Origin of the sequence: Stutzerimonas stutzeri, assembly GCF_000590475.1 — a bacterium.
Lineage (GTDB): Bacteria > Pseudomonadota > Gammaproteobacteria > Pseudomonadales > Pseudomonadaceae > Stutzerimonas > Stutzerimonas stutzeri_D.
The window spans coordinates 2,267,090-2,293,078 of record NZ_CP007441.1; the positions used below are offsets into that span (position 1 = coordinate 2,267,090).

Annotated in this window: 19 protein-coding genes; 6 read left to right on the forward strand and 13 right to left on the reverse strand. The window is 60.4% G+C overall.

From position 1 onward, the window contains the following. Nucleotides 1-111 precede the first annotated feature (111 nt). From CH92_RS10570 to CH92_RS10595, 6 genes are all read right to left on the reverse strand, one after another. A complete protein-coding gene (locus CH92_RS10570) occupies nucleotides 112-1,188 on the reverse strand; it encodes a CaiB/BaiF CoA transferase family protein (protein WP_025241748.1) in 1,077 nt (358 codons plus the stop codon). A gap of 263 nt (nucleotides 1,189-1,451) precedes the next feature. Then, nucleotides 1,452-3,095 (reverse strand): long-chain fatty acid--CoA ligase, encoded by a 1,644-nt coding sequence (locus CH92_RS10575; RefSeq protein ID WP_423833133.1) that lies wholly within the window; start codon nucleotides 3,093-3,095, stop codon nucleotides 1,452-1,454. Nucleotides 3,096-3,375: 280 nt separating this feature from the next. Beyond that, on the reverse strand, nucleotides 3,376-4,527 hold the full coding sequence (locus CH92_RS10580) for an acyl-CoA dehydrogenase family protein (RefSeq protein WP_025241750.1): 1,152 nt from the start codon (nucleotides 4,525-4,527) through the stop codon (nucleotides 3,376-3,378). Between the two features lie 12 nt (nucleotides 4,528-4,539). Then, complete coding sequence (locus CH92_RS10585; RefSeq protein WP_025241751.1) at nucleotides 4,540-5,595, reverse strand: enoyl-CoA hydratase/isomerase family protein; 1,056 nt, start codon at nucleotides 5,593-5,595, stop codon at nucleotides 4,540-4,542. A gap of 2 nt (nucleotides 5,596-5,597) precedes the next feature. Continuing rightward, on the reverse strand, nucleotides 5,598-6,488 hold the full coding sequence (mmsB, locus tag CH92_RS10590) for a 3-hydroxyisobutyrate dehydrogenase (protein ID WP_025241752.1): 891 nt from the start codon (nucleotides 6,486-6,488) through the stop codon (nucleotides 5,598-5,600). Nucleotides 6,489-6,569: 81 nt separating this feature from the next. Then, entirely contained in the window at nucleotides 6,570-8,081 is a 1,512-nt protein-coding gene (locus CH92_RS10595) for a CoA-acylating methylmalonate-semialdehyde dehydrogenase (RefSeq protein WP_025241753.1), read from the reverse strand. Between the two features lie 226 nt (nucleotides 8,082-8,307). Here CH92_RS10595 and CH92_RS10600 point away from each other — a divergent pair, with 226 nt between their 5' ends. Both CH92_RS10600 and CH92_RS10605 read left to right on the forward strand, forming a co-directional pair. Next, complete coding sequence (locus CH92_RS10600; protein ID WP_025241754.1) at nucleotides 8,308-10,086, forward strand: HWE histidine kinase domain-containing protein; 1,779 nt, start codon at nucleotides 8,308-8,310, stop codon at nucleotides 10,084-10,086. Continuing rightward, on the forward strand, nucleotides 10,083-10,478 hold the full coding sequence (locus CH92_RS10605; protein WP_025241755.1) for a response regulator: 396 nt from the start codon (nucleotides 10,083-10,085) through the stop codon (nucleotides 10,476-10,478). Before CH92_RS10600 ends, CH92_RS10605 begins: the two co-directional genes overlap by 4 nt. A gap of 86 nt (nucleotides 10,479-10,564) precedes the next feature. On the opposite strand, the gene CH92_RS10610 is transcribed toward CH92_RS10605, so the two are convergent. Beyond that, on the reverse strand, nucleotides 10,565-11,662 hold the full coding sequence (locus tag CH92_RS10610) for a hypothetical protein (protein ID WP_025241756.1): 1,098 nt from the start codon (nucleotides 11,660-11,662) through the stop codon (nucleotides 10,565-10,567). 517 nt (nucleotides 11,663-12,179) lie between these two features. On the opposite strand from CH92_RS10610, the gene CH92_RS10615 reads away from it, so the two are divergent. Continuing rightward, a complete protein-coding gene (locus CH92_RS10615; RefSeq protein ID WP_025241757.1) occupies nucleotides 12,180-12,944 on the forward strand; it encodes an SDR family NAD(P)-dependent oxidoreductase in 765 nt (254 codons plus the stop codon). A gap of 327 nt (nucleotides 12,945-13,271) precedes the next feature. Here the strand turns inward: CH92_RS10615 and CH92_RS10620 are convergent, their stop codons facing one another. Both CH92_RS10620 and CH92_RS10625 read right to left on the reverse strand, forming a co-directional pair. Further along, nucleotides 13,272-13,808 (reverse strand): HU family DNA-binding protein, encoded by a 537-nt coding sequence (locus tag CH92_RS10620; protein WP_336434114.1) that lies wholly within the window; start codon nucleotides 13,806-13,808, stop codon nucleotides 13,272-13,274. A gap of 81 nt (nucleotides 13,809-13,889) precedes the next feature. Beyond that, the gene (locus tag CH92_RS10625; protein ID WP_025241758.1) at nucleotides 13,890-14,318 is read right to left on the reverse strand and encodes a DUF2141 domain-containing protein; all 429 of its coding nucleotides are present in this window, start codon (nucleotides 14,316-14,318) and stop codon (nucleotides 13,890-13,892) included. Nucleotides 14,319-14,520: 202 nt separating this feature from the next. Here CH92_RS10625 and CH92_RS10630 point away from each other — a divergent pair, with 202 nt between their 5' ends. Further along, nucleotides 14,521-14,997: a GreA/GreB family elongation factor gene (locus CH92_RS10630; RefSeq protein WP_025241759.1), complete on the forward strand. Its 477-nt coding sequence runs from the start codon at nucleotides 14,521-14,523 to the stop codon at nucleotides 14,995-14,997. 229 nt (nucleotides 14,998-15,226) lie between these two features. On the opposite strand, the gene putA is transcribed toward CH92_RS10630, so the two are convergent. The 3 genes from putA to CH92_RS10645 all read right to left on the reverse strand — a co-directional run bounded on the left by putA (nucleotide 15,227) and on the right by CH92_RS10645 (nucleotide 22,472). Next, nucleotides 15,227-19,174, reverse strand: a complete 3,948-nt coding sequence (putA, locus tag CH92_RS10635; protein WP_025241760.1) for a trifunctional transcriptional regulator/proline dehydrogenase/L-glutamate gamma-semialdehyde dehydrogenase — start codon at nucleotides 19,172-19,174, stop codon at nucleotides 15,227-15,229. Nucleotides 19,175-19,429: 255 nt separating this feature from the next. Then, nucleotides 19,430-20,518 carry an endonuclease/exonuclease/phosphatase family protein gene (locus CH92_RS10640; RefSeq protein ID WP_025241761.1) on the reverse strand — a complete coding sequence of 363 codons (1,089 nt, stop codon included), beginning with the start codon at nucleotides 20,516-20,518 and terminating at the stop codon, nucleotides 19,430-19,432. A 211-nt stretch (nucleotides 20,519-20,729) separates the two neighbouring features. Further along, nucleotides 20,730-22,472 (reverse strand): glycoside hydrolase family 5 protein, encoded by a 1,743-nt coding sequence (locus CH92_RS10645; protein ID WP_235206212.1) that lies wholly within the window; start codon nucleotides 22,470-22,472, stop codon nucleotides 20,730-20,732. A gap of 593 nt (nucleotides 22,473-23,065) precedes the next feature. On the opposite strand from CH92_RS10645, the gene CH92_RS10650 reads away from it, so the two are divergent. Then, on the forward strand, nucleotides 23,066-24,196 hold the full coding sequence (locus CH92_RS10650) for an aminotransferase class V-fold PLP-dependent enzyme (protein WP_025241763.1): 1,131 nt from the start codon (nucleotides 23,066-23,068) through the stop codon (nucleotides 24,194-24,196). Nucleotides 24,197-24,430: 234 nt separating this feature from the next. After that, on the forward strand, nucleotides 24,431-24,649 hold the full coding sequence (locus CH92_RS10655) for a hypothetical protein (RefSeq protein ID WP_025241764.1): 219 nt from the start codon (nucleotides 24,431-24,433) through the stop codon (nucleotides 24,647-24,649). Between the two features lie 142 nt (nucleotides 24,650-24,791). Here CH92_RS10655 and CH92_RS10660 read toward each other — a convergent pair whose 3' ends face one another. Beyond that, on the reverse strand, nucleotides 24,792-25,829 hold the full coding sequence (locus CH92_RS10660) for a UV damage endonuclease UvsE (RefSeq protein WP_025241765.1): 1,038 nt from the start codon (nucleotides 25,827-25,829) through the stop codon (nucleotides 24,792-24,794). Nucleotides 25,830-25,989: the final 160 nt, after the last annotated feature.

Consider the following 25,989-nt stretch of genomic DNA (forward strand, 5'->3'; position numbering starts at 1 on the left):
TACAAGCCGCATCCGCACCTGAACCGCAGCGCCGCCTTTGTAGGGGCGAAACTTGTTCACCCGTCGCACACCTGCTTCAGCTCGTAGGGTGGCTTTAACCCATCCTATTGGTCAGTCCCAGCCGGCGGCGTTTGTTGAATTCCGGATCGCGCCCGGCGTCCGTGAAAAGCGCGGTGCAGGTGCGGCGTGCAGGGCTCCGTCGATATTGCGGTACACCCCGCGTTGCTGCATATGCGGATGCTGCGAGGCTTCTTCCAGCGTGAGCACTGGGGCGAAGCAGGCATCGGTGCCTTCCAGCAGGGTGCACCATTGGGCCTGGGTCCGGTTGATGAACATCGTGGCGAGCTGTTCGCTTAACGCCGGCCAGAGCGCCGGGTCGTTGCAGCCTTCGCGTAAGGATTCGGGCGCATCGATGCGCTGCATCAGTTCGGCAAGGAATTGCGGCTCCAGCGGCCCAATGGCGATGTCGCGGCCGTCGGCGCACGTGTAGCAGCGGTAATGCGGGGCGGCACCGGAGAGCAGATTGCGGTCGCGTTCGAGGGAGATGGCGCCGCTGGGCAAGAGCCCGGCGAAGAAGCTCATCATTGAGGACACGCCATCGACGATAGCCGCGTCGACTACTTGTCCCTGGCCTGATCGTTCTCGCTCCCACAGCGCGGCCATGATGCCGAACGCCAGATACAACGAGCCGCCGCCGAAGTCGCCGACCAGGTTGAGCGGCGGGATTGCCGGGCCTTCGCGGCCACCAATGGCCGCCAGCGCGCCGGTGAGGGCCAGGTAGTTGATGTCGTGCCCGGCGCTTTTTGCCAATGGCCCGGTCTGGCCCCAGCCGGTCATGCGGCCGTAGACCAGCCTAGAATTCCTTGCGTGAACCTGTTCCGGACCGAGGCCTAGCCGTTCCATCACACCGGGGCGAAATCCTTCGATCAATACATCTGCCTTTTCTGCCAGCGCAAGGCACTGTTCACGCCCGGCGTCGGTGCGGATATTCAGCGTCAGCCGTTTGCGACCGCGATCCACCACGGGATTTGGCCAGCCGTTGCCTCCGTCACGTTCAACTCGCAGCACCTCGGCGCCCAGATCGGCCAGCAGCATTGCGCAATGCGGGCCGGGGCCGATGCTGGTGAATTCCAGGACACGCAGGCCTAGCAAGGGGCCTTGGCGGGGTTGGGGATTTTCGGTTTGCATGAATAGCTCCTGAAGCGTAGCGGGCGTGGCGCGTCGCGCGTATTGAGACCCATCGGAACCTTCGAGTCATAACCCCGTTGGGTAACCAGGCCATCCGGATTATGGGACGCACTAACTGCGGGAGGCTCGCTGATGGTTTGCACCCAGCCTACGAATTAGCGCAATGCAGGACGCTGGTCGCATGCGGCGCAAAGCCCGGTTTGAGCGCAGCGCAGCCCAACGATCCGGCTGGCTCAGCACTTTCTTCGGTCAGCACGGATCGGCTATACGCTCGCCGCGCTTGCGGTCATATCCATCAAATAGCTGCGATAGCGGTCGCGCAGCACTTTCTTGTCGATTTTGCCGGTGGCGGTAAGAGGCACGCTGTCGAAAATCACCGCGTCGGGCATCCACCATTTGACGATCTGAGGTTCGAGATAGGCGAGTACCCCCTCGGCGGTCAGTTCGGTGTCGTCATGCGGTTCGATAATGAGCACCGGGCGTTCTTCCCATTTCTCGTGCGTTACACCGACCACCGCGGCGATACGCACACCGGGGCAGCCCACCGCGACGTTCTCGATATCGATAGAGCTGATCCATTCCCCGCCGGACTTGATCACGTCTTTGCTGCGGTCGGTGATGCGCATGTAGCCGTTGGGGTCGAGGGTGGCGATGTCGCCGGTATCGAACCAGCCGTCTTCGTCCAATGCGCTGGTTTCGCTGCGGAAGTAGCGCTCGACGGTCCAGGGGCCACGTACCAGGAGCGCGCCGGAACTGGTTCCGTCATGGGGCAGGTCATTGCCCGCTTCGTCGATGATCTTCAGCTCGATACCGAATTGCAGGCGGCCCTGGCGGGTCCAGATGGCCTCGTTGGTGGCCGCTTCGCCCATGGCGGCGAGTTTGGGCGTCGGGGTGGCGACCACACCGAGCGGGCTGGTTTCGGTCATGCCCCAGAGTTGCCGGACGCTCACGCTATAGCGGGTCTCGAATTTCTCGGCCAGCGCACGGGGCACCGCCGAGCCGGCGATCACCAGACACTTGAGCTGACCGGTGCTCTCGCCGGTGCGCTCCAGGTAGTTGAGGTACATGGTCCAGATAGTCGGGACGCCTCCAGAGAAGGTCACGCCCTCGCTTTGGATAAGTTCCTGCAGACTGGCGCCGTCCATCTTGTCGCACGGCAGGACGAACTTGCTGCCACTAATGGCCGCGGTGAAAGGCACGCCCCAGGCGGTGGCATGGTAGAGCGAGGAGCAGGGCATGATGCAATCGAACGCGGAGAAGCCGAAGGCGCCCGTGAGGCCTGCCGCCATGGCGTGCAGGACGACGGAACGGTGGCTGTAGACCACACCCTTCGGGTTACCGGTAGTGCCGGACGTGTAGCAGAGCATAGCGCCGGCGTGTTCGTCGAACTGCGGCCAGTCGGTGATTGGTTGCTCATCGGCAATCAGGGTTTCGTAGCTCAACGCACCCACTTCGCCAGGCTCGCTGCGTTGAGCATCCGACAGCATGATGAAGGTATGGATGTGCTCGAGTCGGGGGCGAACCCGCTCGACAACCGCGAGAAAGCTGCGATCGAACAGCAGCACGCCGCTGCCGGCGTGGTTCAGCGTGTAGATGATCTGCTCGTCCGAAAGGCGTGGATTGGCGGTATGCAACACAGCGCCAATCCCGGGTACGGCAAAGAACAGCTCGAAGTGCCGATGGGTATTCCAGGCCATCGACGACACTAGGTCGCCAGGCTTGACCCCCAGCATGCGCAGCATTGAAGCCGCCTGGCCAGCACGTGTAGCCAAGCCCGCATAGTCGTAACGCCAGATGGGTTCGTCTACCAGCCGCGACACGATTTCCCGGTCACCGTGGGCGAGGGCGGCGTGAGTCAGGATGCCGCTGATCATCAGCGGGGTCTGCTGCATCGTACCTTTGAGCATCTTCGTATCCTTCTTATTGTTGTCTCTGGCGCCAGCTGGCGGGCTCGGCGTCCATTGGTTCGGAATACTGCTTGCTGTCTTTGACCGGTCGCACGGCGAGTTTGGATCACTGTGCGGCGCGTCCGGGCTTCGATGAGTATCCGATAAGGCGCCTGAAGCCCGTGTCGCTACTCGTAATGTCTCCGCACGTCGACGGCCCGTTGCAGGCGAGCTTCACCCGCCCTATGTCGCTTGAAGTATTCGCCCTCCCGTTTCCATATGGCCAATGAACGTCTCCCGATCACAGGCCGTAGTTGTTCAGCTCCCGTGCGATCAACAGGCGCTGGATCTCGCTGGAGCCCTCGTAGATCTGGGTGATGCGCGCGTCGCGGTAGTAGCGCTCGACGGGATAGTCCTCCAGATAACCGTAGCCACCATGGATCTGCATGGCTTTGGAGCAGACGTACTCGGCAACTTCCGAGGCGAACAGCTTGGCTTGGGAGGCTTCGGACAGGCACGGCAGATTGGCGCTGCGCAGGCGCGCCGCATGCAGGATCAGCAGGCGCGCGGCGTTGAGGCGGGTGTGCATGTCGGCCAGCATGTTGGCCACGCTCTGGTGTTCGATGATTGGCTTGTCGAACTGGATGCGCTCGCGGGCGTAACCCAGCGCCGCCTCGAACGCCGCGCGGGCGATGCCCAGCGCCTGCGCGGCGATGCCGATGCGCCCGCCTTCGAGATTCGACAGTGCTATCGCCAGCCCCTTACCACGCGGGCCGAGCAGATTGGCTTCGGGAATACGGCAGTCGCGCAAGGTCACGCCGCAGGTATCCGAGGCGCGGATGCCCATCTTGCTTTCCAGGCGGTCGACGACGAAACCGGGGTTGTCGGTGGGTACCAGAAAGGCAGAAAGGCCCTTCTTGCCCAGCTCCGGATCGGTGACCGCGAAGACGATGGCGATCTTGGCGCGCTTGCCGTTGCTGACGAACTGCTTGGCACCGTTGATCATCCACTCGCCATTTTCCAGCACGGCGCGGGTGCGCAGGTTGTGCGCTTCGGAGCCGGCCTGGGGTTCGGTGAGGGCAAAGCAGCCGATGGCGCGACCGGCCGCCAGATCGGGCAGCCATTCATCCTGCTGTTCCGGTGTGCCGTATTTGAGAATCGGACCGCAGCCGACCGAGCTGTGAATGCTCATCAGCGCACCGATGGCGCCGTCGCCGGCTGAGATTTCCTCGACGGCCAGCGCGTAGGCGACGTAATCGATATAGGTGCCGCCCCATTGCTCGGGCACGATCATGCCTAGCATGCCGAGCTCGCCCAGTTGTGTCACGGTGTCATCGCCGATCCAGCCTGCCTTTTCCCAGGCCTGGGCTTTCGGTGCGATCTCGGCGCGGGCGAAGTCGCGCGCCATGTCGCGGATCATCCGTTGTTCTTCGCTCAGTTCGATGTCTTGCATGGATCGTTCCTCTCAGACGCCCGCGAAGAAATCGGCAACCCGCTGCGGAGCCACCTCAGTCAGCGTAGGCGGGTTCCAGCGCGGGGTCTTGTCCTTGTCGACGATCAATGCGCGAACGCCTTCGATTATGTCGCCCCGATCGAACCATTGACGGTCCAGATGCAGCTCCATGCGAAAGCATTCGGCCAGCGACAGCGTGCGCCCGCGGCGGAGCATTTCCAGCGTGACGCTGAGCGAAAGGGGCGAGCGGCTGTCGATGATTTTGAGCGTCTCGGCCGCCCAGTCGCGATATTCCGGACGGTTTTCACCCGCCAGCGATTCGCGGATCGCCGCGACGTTGTCATGACCGAAGTGTTTTTCTATGGCCGGGAAAAGCGTTTTGAACGAGGCATCCGGCAATTCGGTGCAACCCATCGATACCAGCAGATTGGCTAGCGCCTGCACCGGGGGGGCGCTCCAGTCTTGCTCATCCAGTCGCTGTTCCAGTTCAGCGAAGTGTTCATGGCGCACGCAGTAATCGGCTAGTCCGGCATAGAGCGCATTGGCCGAATCGATATGGTTGCCGGTCAGCCCCATGTAGATGCCGAGGTTGCCAGGCAGGCGCGGCAGGAAATAGCTGCCGCCGACATCCGGAAAATAACCGATGCCGACTTCCGGCATGCCCATGCGCGTGCGCTCGGAAATCACCCGCAGCGACGCGCCCTGCGCCAGCCCCATGCCACCGCCGAGCACGAAGCCGTTCATCAGTGCCAGCAGCGGCTTGCTGTAGGCGTGGATGTACTGATCCAGCGCGTACTCTTCCTCGAAGAAGAGGCGGTGAAGGTCACCGCCGTTCTGGTAGCTGTCGTATAGCGAGCGGATGTCGCCGCCGGCGCAAAAGGCTTTTTCGCCGGCGGCGCGCAATATTACGGCGACCACGGCTTGATCGTCGGACCAGTCCTGCAATTGACGATGAAGGCTGCGGACCATCGGCAGGGTTACGGCGTTCAGCCCGGCCGGACGGTTGAGGGTGAGGTAGCCGACGCGATTACGAACCTCGATCAATACCGGCGCTTCTGCCTGGGTCATGCTCAATGCTCCTGACGGTAGAGTTTGATGATCGCGGAGAAGTCCAGCGTACCGTTGCCCTGCATGCTGAAGGCCTGGTACAGCTGCTGCGCGAGAGCACCGAGGATAACCGGCTGGCGCACCTGTTTGGCCGCTTCACTGGCAAGGCCCAGATCCTTGAGCATCAGGTCGGTGCCGAAGCCGCCGCTGTAGTCGCGAGAGGCCGGGCTGTTTTCCACCACCCCGGGGAACGGATTGTAAATTTCGGAACTCCAGCAGCGTCCGCTGGACGAGTTGATCACGCCGGCCAGAACCTTGGGGTCCATCCCCAGCGCGACGCCCAGCGACATGGCCTCGGCAGCGCCTATCATGGAAATGCCGAGTAGCAGATTGTTGGCGACCTTGGCCACCTGCCCATTTCCGCTGCCGCCGCAGTGGACGATGTTCTTGCCCATCGTCGCGAGAATCGGCTGAGCTTTCTGAAAGTCCGCCTCGTTGCCGCCGACCATAAAGGTCAAGGTGCCGGCTGCCGCGCCGACGGTACCGCCGGAGACAGGGGCGTCGAGCATCGGGTTGCCCTTCTTTGCCGCAGCGGCGGCGACTTCGCGGGCACTCATCGGATCGATGGTGGACGAGTCGATGAGCAGCACGTCGGCCGGCACGTGAGCGAGCAAGCCGTCCTCGCCGAGATAGACCTGCTTCACGTGGGTGGCCGCTGGGAGCATGGTGATGATCATCTCTACGCCGGCCTGAGCGACGGCGGCGAGAGAGGTGGCTTCCTTCGCGCCACCCTCCACCAGGTTGGAGACCGCCGCGGCGGAAAGGTCGAATACACAGACCTGATGACCGGCCTTGAGCAGGTTATGGGCCATGGGCCCGCCCATGTTGCCGAGTCCGAGAAAACCGATATGCATGGCCGTTCCTTCTTTTTGTTAGTGGCGACTGGTTGCTGTTGGCTAAAAGCTGGCGCCGCTGATGCCGCGGCGCCGATTGGGTTACTTGAGATTGATAGTGGTGTTAACCGGCCCGCCTACTTCGCTCTCGTCGAACCAACGCTGGATGACGGTCTTGGTCTGAGTGTAGAACTGAACCACCTGTTTGCCGTACGGACCGAGGTCGCCAAGCTTCGAGGCACGCGAGCCGGTAAAGGAGAACATGGGCACCGGCACCGGAATCGGCACGTTGATGCCGACTTGGCCCACGTCGATTTCTTCCTGGAAGTGCCGCGCCGCCGCGCCGGAGCGGGTGAAGAGGGCGGTACCGTTGCCGTTGGGGTTGGCATTGATCAGCTCGATGGCCTCGTCGAGGGTATCGACCTGCATCACACAGAGCACCGGGCCGAAGATTTCTTCGCGGTAGATACTCATCTCAGGCTTCACGCCGGAGAAGATAGTCGGCGCAACGAAGTTGCCTTTTTCGTAACCGGCGATCTGTGGATTGCGCCCGTCGAGTACCAACTCGGCACCTTCCGAAACGCCGCGTTCGATCAGCGAGCTGATGCGATCAAGCGCTGCGCAAGAGACAACCGGACCGAGATCGGTATCGTTTTCGGCACCCGCGTTGACTTTCAGCGTCTTGGCCTTGGCCACCAGATCCGGCAACCAGTTCCGCGCCTCGCCGACCAGGATCAGCACCGACAATGCCATGCAACGTTGACCCGCCGCGCCGAACGCTGCACCAAGAAGGTTATTGAGCGTCTGCTCCTTGTGCGCGTCGGGCAGGATGATGCCGTGGTTCTTTGCGCCCATCATGCACTGCACGCGCTTGCCGGCCTGGCTGGCGCGGTTGTAGACATGAGTGCCGACTTTGGTCGAGCCGACGAAAGAGACGGCTTTGATATCCGGGTGGTCGCAGATCATGTTCACTGCATCGGCGCCGCCATGGATGATGTTGAGCACACCCGGCGGTACGCCGGCTTCCAGCGCCAGTTCGGCCAGCCGCATGGTCACCATCGGATCCTGTTCGGACGGCTTGAGAACGAAGGTATTGCCGGTGGCGATGGCCATCGGGAACATCCACAGCGGAATCATCGCCGGGAAGTTGAACGGCGTGATACCCGCGCACACGCCCAGCGGCTGCAGCAGGGTAAAGGTGTCGACACCGTTGGCGACGTTGTTGGCCAGTTCGCCCAGCTGCAGATTGCCAATCCCGGCAGCGTGTTCCACCACTTCCAGGCCGCGGAACACGTCGCCCTCGGCGTCAGGCAGGGTCTTGCCCTGTTCGGCGGTGAGGATCGCGGCCAGCTCTTTCATGTTTTCCCGAATCAGCTGCTGGTATTTGAGGAAGATCCGGGAGCGCGTGCCGATGGGCGTTTTGCGCCACGTTTTGAAGGCTTCCTTGGCGCTGGCGACAGCGGCGTTCATTTCTGATTCAGTGGCGAACGGTACGCGGGCCAGTACTTCCTGAGTCGCCGGGTTGATGATGTCCCGCCACTCGCGGGTGGAGGACTCGACCAGCTCACCGCCGATCAGGAGTTTGACTGTGGGGATGGCACTTGACTGGGTCATGGTGGGTCCTACCGATTGTTGTTATTGAATAAAGGCGGGTCTATTGAGCTTTCCTTGATCCTAGAGTGCAAATTTATCCATATCAATGCGGGTTGCCGCATACCAGGTCTGCATAAATGCACAGCGTTGGCTGAGCTCGCGTACTACGCCGAAGTTAAAGCGCGCCATCGTGGCGACTGGTTCACTGGCAGAGCGAGGCCCAACTGTGACCTTGGAACAACTATAGATGTTGAGTACAGATAGTCCCGGCGTGAAACAGGTCGTCGACCGACCCGATTGCCCGTTGCCCTTCGATGAAGCGCTACTGGACACGCTGCCGATCGGTGTCTGCACGCTTGATGCCGATGGTGCGGTGCTGCGTTACAACCGAGTCGCCGGTCAGCTGTGCGGTAGCGGCCTACGGAAGTACGGACAGCTTCGTAACTTGCGTCCGGATGGAGGTGCGCTGACATTCGCCGATACGCCGCTGGCGGATACGATCCGTACAGGGCGTACCAGCCGGGACATTACTTTGCTGATCGAACGGTTCGATGAAGAGCCGCTACCGGTCCTCGCCAATATTCAGGCAGTGCGCAGCGATACCGGGCAGATCACCGGGGCGGTCATCTGTTTCCAGGGCAATACACCGTCCCGGCAGTGCAATGCCGACCGTCGACGCAGCGTCGAATGGCTGAGCGCTATCGTCGAAAATACCCCTGAGTGCGTGAAGGTAGTCGATCAGGACGGGACGCTGGTACAGATGAACCCGGCAGGGTTGCGCATGCTGGACGCGAAAACCTCATCCGATGTGGAGGGGCTCAGCGTCTTCGATCTGATCGTACCGGAGCACCGTCAATACTGGCGGGAGCAGCACCGGCGTGTTTGTGAAGGCGAGAAGCTCAACTGGGAATTCGATATCACCAGCCTGAGCGGTATCCGTCGGCACATGGAGACCCATGCCGTTCCCATGGCCATGCCTGGCCTTCCGGGCGGTTTCGTGCAACTGGCGGTGACGCGCGATATCACCGATCGCAAGCGTCTGGAGGCGGCGACCCGCGAGGCGGAGCGTCGGCTGACCGATCTTCTCGATGCGCTGCCCAGCGCCGTCTATACCACAGACGCGAACGGCAAGGTCACGTACTTCAACCAGGCCTGCGTAAAGCTGGCGGGACGCGTTCCGGCTATCGGCACCGACGAATGGTGTATTACCTGGCGGCTGTATTGGCCAGACGGCACGCCGATGCCCCACGCGACCTGTCCGATGGCCATTGCGCTCACCGAGAACCGAGCCATTCATGGTGCCGAGGCGGTGGCCGAGCGACCGGATGGAACCCGGGTTCCGTTCCTGGCGTACCCTGCACCGTTACGTAACGAGGCTGACGAGCTGATCGGCGCGGTGAACATGCTGGTGGACATCACGGAGCGCAAGGTCGCCGAGAATCATCGTCAGTTGTTGCTCAACGAATTGAATCATCGGGTCAAGAACACCCTGGCAACCGTACAGTCGATTGCCGCGCAAAGCTTTCGTCGGAACGAGATCAGCGAAGGCTATCGCTGGTTCGAAGGGCGGCTGATCGCGCTGTCCAAGGCGCATGACGTGCTCTCAAGGGAGAATTGGCAGGCGGCCAGCCTGAACGACATCATTGATCAGGCGGCGGCGGCATTTCAGGCTCCCGGTCAGCAGCGCTTCGTCATCGAGGGCCCGCCTCAGCGCCTGAGACCCAAAGCTGCGCTGGCGCTGGCGATGGCCATTCACGAGTTGTGCACCAACGCCGCAAAGTTTGGTGCGCTGAGCAATGATAAAGGCTGTGTTCGTATTCATTGGGAAATCCCTCCTTGCAGCACAGGCGAGTGCGTGAATTTGCACTGGAAGGAATCCGGCGGCCCTCCGGTTTCGCCGCCGGTGCGCAAGGGTTTCGGGTCTCGCCTGCTTGAATACGGCTTGGCGGATGAGCTCGATGCCGACGTACGGCTGGCTTATCCGGTCGACGGCGCGGCCTGTGATATCGAGGTTCCGCTACCGTGATCGATGACAACTCGAACGCCGGGGGCCATAGACGTCTCGAGCACCTCCGGGTTCTGGTCGTGGAAGACGAGGCGCTGGTAGGCATGTTGCTGGAGGACATGTTGAACGACATCGGCTGCGCACACGTGGAAGTTCTGTCGCGCTTCGCCGATGGGCTGCTGGCGGCCGAGACAGGGTCTTTCGATCTGGCCGTGCTGGACGTGAACCTCGATGGCGTCGCCAGTTTTCCGATTGCCGAACAACTGATTGCCCGCAACATCCCGCTGGTGTTTGCCACAGGCTATGGAGCCAGTGGAATGGATCCGCGCTTCTCCAACGTTCCCACGTTGCAGAAGCCGTTCTTCTTTAACGATCTGGAGCGAGTCGTCTTCCAGGCGTTGGACGGGGCTTGAATCGCGGGAGGTTCGCCCGAGCTAGGCACGTGCAGAAAAAGCCCGCATCCAGCGGGCTTGTCGAGGTTGGATCAGACGGTAGCGCCTCATGGTCCCTGAGTGACGAACGCGGAGTTCCCCGTACCGTTCTGCATGATCGCTGCGTCGTATGTCGACACGCTCTCCAGGGTGCCGGTTTGCACGACGGACGCGTAATTCTCGGTGCCGATCTGCCCGATGTTGGCAGTACCGTAATAGCCTGACTGATCCACATCGATTTCGTTGGCGGTTCCGTTCTGATCGATGACCAGGCTGCTGCCATCGTAGTCTTGCCGGATATCCACCCGGTTGTAATCGCCAGTGGAGCTTCCCTCTACGCTGGTCGAGCGCCCGCTTTGCTGTGCGGTCAGCTCGTTGCCGGTGCCGTTCTGGGTGTAGGAGAACGAGCCGAAGCCGGCAGACTCCACGACATCCGCGACATTATCTGTGCCGATCTGAATCAGTTCGACATCGCCCGAGGAATAGCGACCGGGTGAACGCTGGTCGAGCGTTGCTTGGTTAGCCGTACCGTTCTGACTGATCGATACGCTGGCACCGAAAGGGAAACCATCCTGAGTGAGGGTTATGACGTTATCCGTGCCGATCTGATCGGTCTGCGCATGGGCATCCCCTAGCTGTTCGATGTAGGCGGTGTTCCCAGTACCGTTCTGCATGCCGCTGTAACTCTTGGCGAGGAAACCTTCCTGAAACACCTCGATGGCGTTGTTCTCTCCGTTCTGGCTGATTGCTGCGCTGTTCCCGTTGAAGTCCAGCTGTTCGATATAAGCCAGATTGCTCGTACCCTCCTGCGAGATGGAGGCCGAATGGCCTACCTCTATCGAAGACTGAAGCACGGTAGCGAGGTTGTAGTCACCGGCCTGGCTGACAGTTATTTCGCTATTGAAGCCTGCCTGCTCGATGGTGGAGATATTGCCGTTGCCGGTCTGGTCGCTGTTGGCCGTAATGCCGACTCCGTTCTGGTCGGTGTACGCGACATTGCCTGAACCGTTCTGTACTTGCGTGATGCTGCTGTCGTCGCCTTGCTGCATCACATCGGCGTAGTTGTCGGTACCAGTCTGGTCCTGCGTCGACTCACTGACGGCGTAGGCGTGGTTCGCCAGTAAGACTGAAATGGCCGCTGCCAGGATTGTTATTCTTGTTTGCATTTCAGAATCCCTTGAATGAAGGAGTCCTGAGTTTCTAGCTGGCGTGTTTGTCCCTGTGTATCCGCCGAAAAGCTGATCCTGCGTCGGTGGAGAATTAATCCTTACCATGATCATAAAGTTCACCCGAAGACGCTGGCCTCTGGCGCGATGGTGCCAGCGTTTTGCTTTGTATTAGTTCGCGATAACCGGCGGATGAACCAGTGCGGAACGGGAAAGGTGTCAGGTCTGTTCAGTTGCGCTGGCGACCTGGGTTGAACAGTTTGGCGCGTACTCATCAGACTTTGAGCCCAGAAAAAAACGGTTGCGCTGCGGCAGTTTCGCTATCGATCACCACTTTCTCGATGCCCGTTTTGCATGACAAGCGCTCGGCATTAGCGACTTTCGGCTGAACAGTGACGCATCGGAGTTGCCGTACAGCGTGGAAACCACTCGAATTTTTTCACCGATCGACAGACCATAGATCACCGATTACCACCGCGGCGCTTCTACGAGCACCGCCAATCGAAAGAGGAACAGCATGAACAGCAAGGTCGTTTTCATCACCGGCGCTACGTCCGGGTTCGGGCGTGCTACGGCTCGCCGTTTTGCCGAAGCGGGATGGTCGCTGGTACTGACCGGGCGTCGCACGGAGCGTCTGGAGGCGTTAAAAGCCGAGTTGGACGCCAAAGTACCGGTGCATATCGCCACGCTCGATGTGCGCAAGGCTGAAGCGGTGAAAGAGGTTGTTACCCAGCTGCCCGAAGCCTTCAGGGCTGTGACCTGCCTGGTTAACAACGCAGGTTTGGCGCTCGCACCTCAGCCTGCGCAAAAGACCGATCTGAACGACTGGCACACCATGATCGATACCAATATTACCGGCTTGGTCAATGTCACCCATGCGCTGCTGCCAACGCTGATCGACACGGGCAAGGGCGCCAGTATCGTCAATATCGGTTCGGTTGCCGGGCAGTGGCCGTATCCCGGCAGCCACGTATATGGCGCCAGTAAAGCCTTCGTCCAGCAATTCAGCTACAACCTGCGTTGCGACCTGATCGCCACCGGCGTGCGCGTTACAGACATCGCACCAGGGATGGCCGAGACCGAGTTTACGCTGGTCCGCACCAAGGGCAATCAGGCGGCGTCCGATGCCCTTTACAGCACCACTACGCCGTTGACGGCCGAAGACATCGCCGAGCAGATTTTCTACGTCGCCACGCTGCCCGCGCATATCAATATCAATCGGCTGGAAATCATGCCGTCGCGCCAGGCTTGGTCAGGTTTCGCGATCGATCGGGACAAATAGTCCAAACGAGGAGGGGCGGTGGCGCTGGTCTTTCAGGCTGGCGTCATACTGCTTCGCTCGGCATTGGCTGACATCGCTGTGTTGGAACTGTGTTCCGTAGAGTGGGCTTCAGCCCGCCTCCGTAGACGCTACGTCTTTTGCACAGCAGCAGGGTGCCCATAAAGACGCAAGGACTGCGCCTCAGGGGACGGCAGGGTAAAAAGCAAAGTCAAGAGATGCACTGCAGAGCGATTTTGCGAAGGTAAACGACGAGGGATGGAGCGGGCGTTTAGATCAGGCGCTGCGTCCACGAGGGACGTCAGCGGCCCGGTATTCGAATGAGATGCTTTAGTTCACTGCATCTTTCAGCGACTTGCCCGGCTTGAAGCCTGGCAGCTTGGCTGCGGAGATCTTGATCGTCGCGCCGGTCTGCGGGTTGCGACCATCACGCGCGGCACGTTCCTTAACGGCAAAAGTGCCGAAGCCAACCAGCGTCACGCTGTCGCCATTCTGCAAGGTGTTGGTCACGCTTTCAGTGAAGGCATCCAGCACACGGGTGGCAGTGCTCTTCGGAACATCGGCGGAGGCGGCGATAGCTTCAATCAACTCGGCTTTATTCACGGGTGTGGCTCCAGATTGGGTTGGGTGGTCAGTATAAGCAGCGTCTCGCTCTGCCGCCTGCGGCAAATTTCCTCTTTTGTAAAAAAAATATTTTGGCGGGCCGACAAAATCGCATGTTGCAGCTGATCCGGACGCTTCTGTCTGGACAGTTGCTTTTCGGCATCGGTTCATTGCCTGCCCGACCATCGGCTGTTCCGCCGATCGCTGTCTGCGACGCTCGTTGCAGGCGTTTTGTGACGGTGCGGCCGTGGTTTGGGCGGCCATGCATGCGTGTGGCTGGCAGTCCGTCGTGACTCGCTCCGGCCCGAACCGGCACGCCGATCTGCCCGCCGAGACCGGCAGGGGCTAGTAGCGAATACTGATATCCACTTCGGTCGGTGCTGTGCCGCTGACCACGAACTCGCTGTCTTCGAACGCCGGCGGGCCCATCACCTTGGGGTTGTTGGACAGCCCGTAGCCCTCCGTGGGAAACATGCCGAAGCGGCGGTCCAACTCTCCGTTAGCGTTCTCATCGTGGTAGGCCATGATGGCGTACTGGCCGGCGGGCACGCCGTCGAACAGCAGTGTGACCGTGCCCTTTGCCGCCGGGACCTCCTGTGTGGCGAAAGCCTCGTCGACCTTGCGAAAGCTCTTCGGGTCGGAAAACAGCGCGATCCGGACGGACCCGTGGTCGTGCTTGACGTCGTTGAGCCTGACGGTCAGCGTCTGGCCGTCGGCAAATGCCGCACCGCTCGCCGAAACGGCAAGCAGCAGAAATAGTGCACGTAATGTCATCGATAAGCTCCGGTTGTTCGACTGGCATCATCTAGCTCCAGCGATCCGCACGCGGCGACTCCGGCGCGCTGCGGATCGGGCGTGCCATAGTGGCGTTGTTGCGCCCGAACGGCCAGCCCGGCGCGTTACGACAGCACCACGCCATGGCTCTCCGCAGCGGGCGATGCCATGCTAGGCGGCCACCTCTCTCACCCGAGCCCGCATGGACAAGACTCATCTGCAGACGCTGATCATCGACAAACTGCTCACCGATCTGAGGATCGCCAAGGACGCGCTGAAGGCGTCTCACGAGGCGGCCACGCATGCCGAAAGCAAGGCGGAAAACAAATACGACACCCGCGGGCTGGAAGCGGCGTACCTGGCCGACGGCCAGCGCCGCAGGGTTGCGGAAATCGAAGCGGCGCTGGCGAGCTATCGCAATCTGTCTGTGCGCGATCTGACGGGCGAGCCGATTCGGCTGGGTGCGCTGGTTTCGCTTGAATTGGCGAGTGGTTTCCGCTGGGTTTTTCTTGGTCCAGACGCTGCTGGGATGAGCGTAAAGGTAGACCAAGCCGAGGTGCTGGTCATTTCTCCACACTCGCCGCTGGGCCGGGCCTTGCTCGGCTGCCGTGAGGGCGACGAGGGCGAGCTGCTGGTAGATGGCCGACCCCAGCAATACGGCGTGCTGACGATCTATTGAAAAGAGAGCGCCAGGCATAGATGGTGTATTAGGCTTTTACGACGCTTCGATGCGCTGAATATAACGTCAATAATCAAACACTTACATTACGCTTCGAACCCGGTTTATTACATGTCTGGGCCTGCATGAGAGACTTGCGTCGGAGCGAAATTTTGGCTTTGCGAGAGACATAAGGCCCACGCTTGCCGAAAGGGCGCGCCTCCCTCAACAGGCCGCGGTATGTTCAGGCTCAGCCAATGGTCATCAGGCTGGCGTTGCCGCCGGCCGCTGCGGTATTGATGCTCAGTGCACGCTCGATCAACAGGCGCTCCAATGGAATATCGGTTTCGCCTCCCGCCAGACCTTGCACGCCGACGATAGGACCGCTGCGCTGGGCCAGTCGCTGGTTGACGTCACTCAGTTGATCGGGCTCGCCATGTTGCAGTACCGCATCGAAGCGTGCCGTGTCACTGGTCCAGTCCGTGACGCGGATGATTCGAGCTTGTACGGCTTGCGGCAGCTGGTCGATCAGGGTGTTGCCGAGCGGGGTATCCAACACCACCGCTTCGCTGCCGACGGTCAGCACCGCCGCCAACTGCGTGAGCAGGTCCTTTTCATCTTCGGCCAGGCACAGCACATATTCGCGGGGTAGCAGGCTGTAGCTGTTGCGTTCGCCGGTAGGCCCGTTGAGCAGTCGTGTCGTGCCACTTTGGGATTGCTCGGCGTAGCGGTCGCACAGCGCTGCCAGCGCGCCTCGACCATTATCCTGCGCCCATTGCCTGAACTGCTTGGCGGCAGCGGTTTGCGCAGGAGACTGCTGCACCTCCGGCAATGTCTGCGCGCCACCGAAGTCCAGCGCGCGCAGCAGTACATCGTAGGGCCGCTCCGACAGCAGGCGATACAGATACAGCGGGCCGCCAGCTTTGGGGCCAGTACCGGAAAGCCCCTCGCCGCCGAATGGCTGCACACCCACCACGGCGCCGACAATGTTGCGGTTGACGTATAGATTGCCGACCTTGGCGCGGTCGATAACTTTGGCGATGGTTTCGTCGATACGGGTATGCACGCCCAGGGTCAGTCCGTACCCGGCGGCGTTGATCTGATCCAGCAACTGGTCCAGATCGGCGCGGCGATAGCGCAGCACATGCAACACCGGACCGAAAATTTCCTGCTGCAGCTCGTCCAGGCGTTCCAGTTCGATCAGCGTGGGTGTCACGTAGGTGCCGTGGGCACATCCCTGTTCATCGACGCGCGCCATCTGATGCACCCGGCGGCCCTTGTCACGCATCGCCTGTAGGTGTCGTTCGATATTATTCCGCGCCTCGGCATCGATAACCGGACCGACATCCACTGCGAGCCGCTGCGGATCGCCCATGCGTGCCTCGGCCATCGCACCTTTGAGCATGCCGATGACCCGCTCGGCAACGTCCTCCTGTACGCAGAGCACACGCAATGCCGAGCAGCGCTGACCGGCGCTGTCGAAGGCGGAGTTCATCACATCCATCACCACCTGCTCGGCCAATGCCGATGAGTCGACGATCATCGCGTTCTGGCCGCCGGTTTCGGCGATCAAAGGAATGCTCCGGCCGCGCTCATCCAGCCGTCCGGCAATGCTGCGCTGGAGGATCGAGGCGACCGCCGTGGAGCCGGTGAACATCACACCGCGGACGCGCTCATCACCGACCAGGCGGGCACCGACGGTTTCGCCGCGCCCGGGCAGCAGTTGCAAGGCGCCTTTGGGAATGCCCGCATCATGCAGTATCTGAACGCCCAGCGCGGCGATCAGCGGGGTCTGCTCAGCGGGCTTGGCCAACACCGTATTGCCAGCACCGAGTGCGGCGCAGACTTGCCCGGTGAAGATCGCCAACGGGAAATTCCAGGGGCTGATGCAAACCACCGGGCCGACCGGGCGGTGGGTGTCGTTATCGAAATTGCGGCTCACTTCGGCGCCATAGAAACGCAGAAAATCCACTGCCTCGCGGACCTCGGCGATGGCGTTGACGTAGGACTTCCCCGCTTCACGAATGAGCACGCCCATCAGTGTCTGCATGCGCTGTTCCATCAGATCGGCAGCCCTCAACAGCGCCGCGGCACGTTCTTTCGGCGCGGTGGTTTGCCAGGTAGAGGCATTTTCCACTGCACAACGCAGGGCGTTATCGACATCCTCTTCACTGGCTTCCTGAACCTGACCGACCACGTCTCGGTGATCCGCTGGATTGAGCAGCGGCTCGACCGGCATCGTCGAAACCGTCTCGCAGCCGAGCTGAGGCGCCGCTGTATGGCGCTGATGCGCGCTGGCGAGTAGGGCGGAGGAGAGCGAGGCCAGGCGCTGTTCGTTGGAAAGGTCGATGCCGCACGAATTGAGGCGACCTTCACCGTATAGATTGCGCGGAAGCGGGATTCGCGGGTGAGGCAGTCCAAGCGTGCCTTCCGCCGCGAGCATCTGTTCGACCGTTACCACCGGATCGGCTACCAGCTCTTCCAGCGATATGCTCTTGTCGGCGATGCGGTTGACGAAAGAGGTATTGGCGCCGTTTTCCAGCAAGCGCCGCACCAGATAGGCCAGCAGCGTTTCATGGCTACCCACTGGCGCGTAGATGCGGCACGGGCGGTTGAGTCGGCCTTCGCCCTTGCCGACCACCTGCTCGTAAAGCGGCTCGCCCATGCCGTGCAGGCACTGGAACTCATACTGACCGGGGTAATAGTTCTGTCCGGCAAGGTGGTACACCGCGGCCAACGTGTGGGCATTGTGGGTGGCGAACTGCGGGTAGATCGCTTCCGGCGCGGCGAGCAGCTTGCGCGCGCAAGCAATGAAGGACACATCGGTATAGGCCTTGCGGGTGTAAACCGGATAACCCTCGAGGCCATTGATCTGGGCCAGCTTGATTTCGCTGTCCCAGTAGGCGCCCTTGACCAGGCGGATCATCAGCCGGTGACGGCTGCGCTTGGCCAGATCGATCAGGAAATCCACCACATAGGGGCAGCGCTTCTGATAGGCCTGGATGACGAAACCGATGCCGTTCCAATCGCTCAGCGAGGGCTCGAAGCAAAGCCGCTCCAGCAGATCCAGCGACAGCTCCAGGCGATCCGCTTCTTCGGCATCAATATTGATGCCGATGTCGTAGCGCCGCGCCAGTTCAGTCAAGGACAGCAAGGTCGGGTAAAGCTCGTCCATCACGCGGTCATATTGCGCACGGCTGTAGCGCGGGTGCAGCGCCGACAACTTGATCGAGATTCCCGGACCTTCATAGATGCCGCGCCCGCGCGAGGCCATGCCGATTGAATGGATCGCCTGCTCGTACGAGGCCAGATAGCGCCGCGCATCTGCGCTGGTCAGGGCCGCTTCGCCGAGCATGTCGTAGGAATAGCGGAAGCCTTTGGCTTCCATGGTCTGCGCATTGCTCAGGGCTTCATTGATGGTTTCGCCGGTGACGAACTGCTCGCCCATCAGCCGCATCGCCATGTCTACGCCTTTGCGGATCAATGGCTCGCCGCCCTTGCCGATCAGGCGATTGAGCGAGGAGGAGAGGTTGGATTCGTTGTGCGTGGCCACCAGCCGACCGGTGAGCATCAAACCCCAGGTTGCCGCGTTGACGAACACCGATTGGCTGTTGCCCAGGTGCGGCTGCCAGTTGCCGGTGCTGATCTTGTCGCGGATCAGCGCATCGCGCGTGCCTTTGTCCGGCACGCGCAGCAGGGCTTCAGCCAGACACATCAGTGCCACGCCTTCCTGGGACGACAGCGAGAACTCCTGCAGCAGCCCCTGCACCAGACCTTGACGCCCGCCAGCGCTTTTCTGATTGCGCAGCTTCTCGGCGATACGTAAGGCCAGCCGGTGCGTGGCTTCGGCCCTTTCCGGCGACAGTCGCGCTTGCTCCAGCAACACCGGCACCGCGTCCGGCTCCGGACGGCGATAGGCGGCAGTAATGGCCGCGCGTGGCACTGACTGCGGCAGCACGCTTTCGGCAAATTCGAGAAACGGTTGATTGTTAGGCGTGATTTCGACGTCAACATGATCGACGACGTGCTCCACGGTAGCGGCGCCGAGCGGGGCTGTGCCGCTTTCCAACTGTTCGAGGTAATGCAGCAGCGCCTGTTTTATCACCCACTGTGGCGTACGGTCGATTTGCCGGGCGGCTGCCTCGAGCCGATCGCGGGCTGCCTCGTCTAGCTTGATGCCGAGTGTGGTGGTCACCATGTTGCCTGCCCTCTGTCATGCGATCTGGTGGCGTTCACCAGCCGTATCGTGATGGTCGTAGCGTCGCACTGCCTTCTATGAGCGTAGACCCTGGGGGCACTGCAATCGGTCCGTGGCGGCGAGCGGTAAAACCCTGGTACAGGCCGGCATGGCTTCGCTGCCGGCGGGTTCAGCCAGTCCTGGCTGGTCTTCGATCATGGCCTTAAGGCGATTCGGGCGAGCCGAACGCCGATGCAAATTTCTGAGCACCCGATTTCAACGCTTCTCCGGCTCCGGCACATCCGATTCGCTGACATCTTTCTCACCGATCTTTTGCGCTGCCTCGTGCTCATCTTCCCCGTCACGCTGCAGGCTCTGCTGCTCGGAGGCGGGGTCGTACTGCAATTCGACCAATACGGGAAAATGGTCGGAGCCGAACGCTGGCAACCGCTGGATGCGTATCAGCTGGAAATGGTGGCTATGAAACAGGTGGTCAAGCGGCCATCGCAGAAACCAGTGCTGAGCATGGAAACTGTTGACCATGCAGCGACCGACTCGTGGATCGAGCAGCCCGCTGATTTTGCGGAACAGGCGTGTGTTGGCTGACCAGGCGACGTCGTTGAGGTCACCGGTAACGATGATCGGTGTGTCGGGTTCGTCGTCCTGAACACTTTTGGCTACCAACAGCAGCTCGATATCGCGCTCGGTGGATTCGTCATTCTCCGTAGGGCTGGGTGGCGCTGGATGCAGGAAGTGCATGCGAATCGTCAGTTGCTCATTCAGCCGGACCCGCGCATGCATCGAGGGGACGTCCTCTTCTACCAGAAAACAGGTTTCGGCATTTTCCAACGGCAGCCGCGACCAGACGTGCATGCCGTACAGATTGTCGAGCGGACACCGTATGCAGTGGGGGTACTCCGCCGTCAGTTCGTCGAGCTGCGCCTCCCACCAAGCATCGGTCTCAAGGGTGACCAGTACATCGGGTCGATGCTCGCGGACCAAGGTCTTGAAGGTGTCGGCCTGACGGTTCGGCATCAGGACATTGGCCGCCATGATGCGAATCCGGGGCCTGTCGCGGCTCGTGTCGGCGGATTTCACTTCGGGCCGCCATAGCCGCGTGTACGGAATGACCCACCAAGCCTGATAGGCGAGACAGACGGCTGCGATAAAGGAAATCAGAAACTGCAGCGGCTCGGAGTAAGACAAAAACAACGCCTGAGCCACTAGCAGTACCAGGGCCAGTGCGCACAGCTGCAAGCGGGGAAAATCCAGCGCTCGCACCCACCAGACGGGGTTCTTCCAAAGTGGCAAAAAAGTCAGCACAACGAGCAGCGCCGTCGCGCCCAACAAGATGCCTTCCGTCATTCCCGATCCTCGGCGTTTTTTCAGATCGACGTCATGCCAACCCTTCGGGCACCTGAAACCAGGCCCAAAGAATTCGTCCCGTTGACGGTCGAATGGTTCCGTTTGCTTGGCGTTGGTGGAGCGAGGGTGGCTTGAGGCGAGGTGGGATCAAAAGCAGAAAAGGTCTGGCACGCAATGCGTGCCAGACCTTCGGTGAAGCGCTCGCTAAGGGTTACAACGGCTCGCCGATCGCAACGCAACTATTCGGCGTGGCAGCGTGCTTGCGCAGAATCGGTAGCTGAGGCTGCTCGGCGCCTCCCGATACGTCCAGCGCAAGAATGTAATTGCCCCACCAGGGGCCGCCGGCCCAATAGGTGAGTGGCACACAATTTTCGTGAAGATAACCGAGCAGATTGTCCATGGCAACGATCGCATCGGGCGCGTAGTTCGGCACGCCCATCTCGCCGATGAAACCGCGCAAGTTGTTCGCTCGCAGCCACTCCACGAACGGTTTGGCGCGATTGATCCCCAAGTCCGGTGCGAAGGTTTCGGTCTTGTCGATGTACAGGCCCGAGGTGTCGCGGTCCAGATACATGTGAGCTTCGAAGATCAGCTTGTTCGCGGGGTCGCGCATCCAAGGGTCGGCAATCAGCTGAGTATTGGACTGCGGCCAGTGCCATGCACTGGAGAATCGGTCGCCAGCGACGTAAATCCAGTGGGTCTGGTCGACTTTGCGAATCTCTTTGGCCGCGGCCAGGGCCGCTTCGGGCCAAAGTCCTTTGGTGTTCGGCTCGTTCATCAGGCCGTACCCGCTGAGCGCCGGATGGTTGCCGACTTTCTGCGCGATGCGTTTCCAGGTGTTAGCGAACGACGGGATGGGCACCGTTTCGGAGCCAATCGGCTGCTTGTAGTAACGGTAATAGTTATGCATGTCCAGCACGACCTTGACCCCGTACTTCTGCGCGAAATCGAGCGACTGGGTCAGCAGTGCCAGCTGCGCGGCATCTAGTTCTGTGTCCAACTGCGGCTGCATACGCTCCCAGAGGAACGGCAGGCGAACCAGCTTCAGGCCTTGCTCGGCGTATTTTTTGTAATACGACTCGGCTGGATAGATGTAATTGGTGCCGTGCTTGCCGGGCAGCACTGAAGGCCCGAAGGCTGCACCGGACAGCGCAACGCCTACCAGTTGCACCGGACTGGACCCAGGGAGCGTCACCTCTACTACCGGAGCGGAAGGGGCGGCAGGCAGAATCGTTGGGGCTGCCACCAGGCTGAGCTTGTTCGGGTAGCCAATAACATTGCCGTCGAGCACCGGACCGCTCATGAACACGCTCAGGGCGCTACTGGCGGGCTCGACCGAGGTAATTGTGCGGACCTGACCGTCAGCCGTGCGGACAGATGCCCCCACCACGAAAGCAGCCTTGTTCTGCGTGGTAGCCGCGACCGAAACGCCAGCTGAGGCACGCCAGGAGCCGTTCAGCCAGTATGTATTGGTGAATTTGTTGATCAGCGCCGAGTAGCTGGGTGCAGCGACCACCGTGTCGCTCGGCTCGGTGGTGATCGGCGTTGGGGCAGGCACGTTGCTTACGCTGAGCCTGTTGGGATAGCCGATCACCGCGCCGTTGAGTACGGGACCGTCCATGAAGACCGTCAGCGCACCGCTGGCAGGCTTCACCGACGTGACGGTACGTATCTGACCATCGACTGTCCGTACCGAGGTTCCGACACGAAATGCCGCGATGTTCTGTGCGGTAGCAGCGACCGAAACTCCCGCCGAGGCACGCCAGGAGCCATTCAGCCAGTATGAATTGGTGAATTTGTTGATCAGCGCCGAGTAGGAAATCGTCGATGCGCTGGTGCCACTAACAGAGGCTGCGTGAGCATCGCTGGCAGCCGGGAACAACCCCAACAGCGCGGTTAGGGCGATGACGGGCATAAAGCCTTTGCGGGCTCTCGGAAAAGCTGTGATGGGCATTCGACTCACCATGACAATGAACTTTCAAACGCGAAAAAACGCGGCGTTTCGAGGAAGCGAAGGGGCATCAAGCGCGGCGCTGTCACAGCAGTTGAAATCCCGCAGGCAGAACGAACCCTCGGGCGAAACGGAAGAGCGGATATCTGGAGTCCCGCTTCGCTGGGAGCTTTATAATTTGTTTTTCAAATACTGAAAACTAAAAATGACCGAATACCGCCGTCAATAATACGTCTTATTAGTTGCGTGTTCTGACTTGATATTAAATAGCCACTAAAAAAGCAACGCTGAAGTCCGCTAACTGCAAGGGGTTATATATTTTCTGGCGCCAGTTTTTTGATCGTTAGGCGGGCTCTGCTTTTTATCAGCCGATATATATCCGACAAGCGGTAGCCTGCTTAATCGAACTTATTGGAGTTCAATTAATTCATCCCGTACCGGCCGCTTTTACATAACGCGCGAGATACTGCGGCAAGAGGCGTTCCGCCGTTTCGGTGCAGCGTGGCAGGGAGGAAGAAGCGAGAATTGGTAGCGCTTGTAAAGCGCTCGGGCTTCGGGCAGGGTCGAAGCCAGCGCTCTTGCTGCGGAGTCATCTCATGTCGGACCTTTATCCTCTCGTCGATCCCGATGGGCTGATCGAATACTCGGTTGTTTTCACTGACCGATCGCTTAATCACATGTCCCGGTCGTTCCAGGCCGTGATGAACGATATTTCCGCCACCCTTAAATCCGTTTACAACGCCCACGCCGTGGCCGTGGTACCCGGCAGCGGAACATTCGGCATGGAGGCGGTGGCACGCCAGCTGGCGCATGGCCGCAGGTGCCTGGTCATTCGCAATGGCTGGTTCAGTTACCGCTGGACTCAGATCTTCGAGATGGGTGGGATTCCGGCGCACTCCACCGTGCTTAAAGCGCGACCGCAAAACCAGAGCGCCGAGGCAGGGTTCGCACCTCCTCCGATTGATGAGGTGATTGCAGCCATTGCAGCGCAGAAACCCGACCTGGTATTTGCTCCTCATGTGGAAACCTCGTCCGGGATGATTCTGCCGGACGACTATCTACGGGCGGTGGGCGAGGCGGTGCATGCGGTTGGCGGTTTGTTCGTGTTGGATTGCATCGCCTCCGGCGCGCTCTGGGTGGACATGCAGGCCAGCGGCGTCGATGTCCTGATCAGTGCGCCGCAAAAAGGGTGGAGCGCGTCGCCGTGCTGCGCCCTGGTGATGCTCAGCGAGGCTGCCCAGTTGCGCGTCGAGGCAACCCAGAGCAGCAGCTTTGCATGCGATCTGAAGAAATGGCTGCAGATCATGCAGGCCTATGAGCAGGGCGGGCATGCCTATCACGCAACCATGCCGAGCGACGCCTTGGCGCGTTTTCGTGACGTCATGCTTGAAACCAGTGGCTATGGTTTCGAACTCCTTCGTTCGCAACAGCAGGAACTGGGCCGGCGAGTGCGAGCGTTGCTTGCCGACAAAGGTTTCAATAGCGTTGCGACCCATGGCTTCGAGGCGCCTGGCGTGGTGGTGTGTTACACCACCGACAGCGGCATCAAGAATGGCAGCAAGTTTGCGGAGCAGGGGCTGCAGATCGCCGCGGGCGTACCGTTACAGTGCGATGAACCGGCTGATTTCCAGACCTTCCGCATCGGCCTGTTCGGGCTGGAAAAGCTGAGAAACCTGGACCGTACCGTCGAGATTCTGCAGCGCGCATTAGAGAAGATTCTTCGATAACCAAAGACGACTCGTTTGATCATGGGCGCGCTGCCGCGTGTGCCAAGGGTGAACAGCGACATGATCAAGAAAAGCCCTGATCAAGCTGTTTGGTTTATGCGAGCGGTGGGGAAAAATCGCTGGAACCTGCGTCCTAGACACATTATTGAAACAAAATTGTGGTTGCGCATGTGGTCAGGGTGGCTACGCTGAACCTTATACAAGGCTTACTACAACAACAAAGAGGGGCTCAGTATGATCAACAACCAGAATGCTCAGGTCGTTGCACTCGAATTGTGGCGCTTCTGTGCGCATTGCATAGCCATAATCGTAGTTGTAGGAGCGGTACTTATCGGTTTCCTTGGATCATGGGAGCTTGCGCTAAAGGTCGGTGTCCTGCCGCTATTGGCGCTTGTTGCGGCTGACGTATTGGCCAAGCGCACGGAGCAGGGCATTCAAGTCAGAAACTCCTGACTGCGACACCCTGCGCAAACCGTCACGGGGTTTGCGCAGGGATTCACTCAAGACGTTTCGCGCCGTCCAGGCGGTCAACGCTAGTCGTGCAATCCGCAAATCCCACCCGCAATTTCCCTCCGATCCCAGCGTTGCAGCAGCGTTAAGGCTTTGTGCCGCTGCCCCCGTCTGCCAGGTAATCAGTGTAGTAATCAAGGGTCGCAAGATTCTTGTCTTTGGCCTCGAACATAATGTCGAATCGGTCGAGAAACTCGCGGGCGTAGAGGTTGGTCCAGCGGTTCCACATGCGCTTGCTGTGACTGTAGAGGTCGCGCTTGTTGACCCTTTCCAGCAGGGCGGGCATTTCCAGCTTGTCGTTGGCGGAAAAACCCAACGCCATCAAGCTTTCAGGCGGCTGCGAATAATGCATGGTCGGCCGAACGCCGCGCCAGCTGTCGATGATTCGAGCCACTCGCGCATCGTGCGGGTCGATGTAGTCGTTCTCGTTGATCCAACAATGGTGAATGTCCAGCACCACTGGCGCGAGATCGGCCAGCGACAGGCAGTCGTCGACGCCGTAGGTTTTCTCCTCGTTTTCGAATGTGATGCAGCGGCGGGCCTCCAGAGACAAGCGCGACCATATTGCGCGTATGCCGTCTGCACCCAGGCGGCCGGCGATATGGACGTTACATTTGAAGTCCTGAAACTGCCGCCCGAAGCCCATCATGCGGATCATGTCGGCGTGGTACTCAAACTCCGCCAGGCTGTTTTCCACTACCTGCGGCTTGTCCGAGCCGAGTACGCAGTACTGGCCCGGGTGCAGCGAAAGGCGGATGCCCAGTGTTCTGGCATGGGCACCAATCTTGGAAAACCCACTTTCGATCACCTGGCGCACGTCGGGCTGGTTGTAGAAGTCCGCGACTTCGGGGTGGCTGTAAAAGGGCAGCAGGTCGCTGCTCAGGCGAAGCATGCGCAAGGGCGGCGGTAGGGTGCCAACATAGTCGAGCAGGCGCAGTTGTGCCGCCAGGTTGTGCTCGATGATGCCGTTGAGCTTTTCCCGCGCCACCTCCTTCGACACGCTGTTGAGCCAACGCAGCGTGGTCGAGCGCGGATTGAACGCACGCTCGATGGTTTCCAGCTCCTTCAACGACTCGCTGTGGCTGGGATGGCGGTACATGCAAGCAAAACCGATTCTGAACATAACGACCTTATTGAGCAGCACCCCCGTGAGCGGGTGTTGCAGATGGCTGTTCTGGTTAGTGCTCAGACGGTGCACGGCGTGCCGTGAATCTGACGAACGTCAACGGTAATGCAGGCACCACAACTGATCCCATCGGCAGCGCCGAGCGCGAGACGCTGCT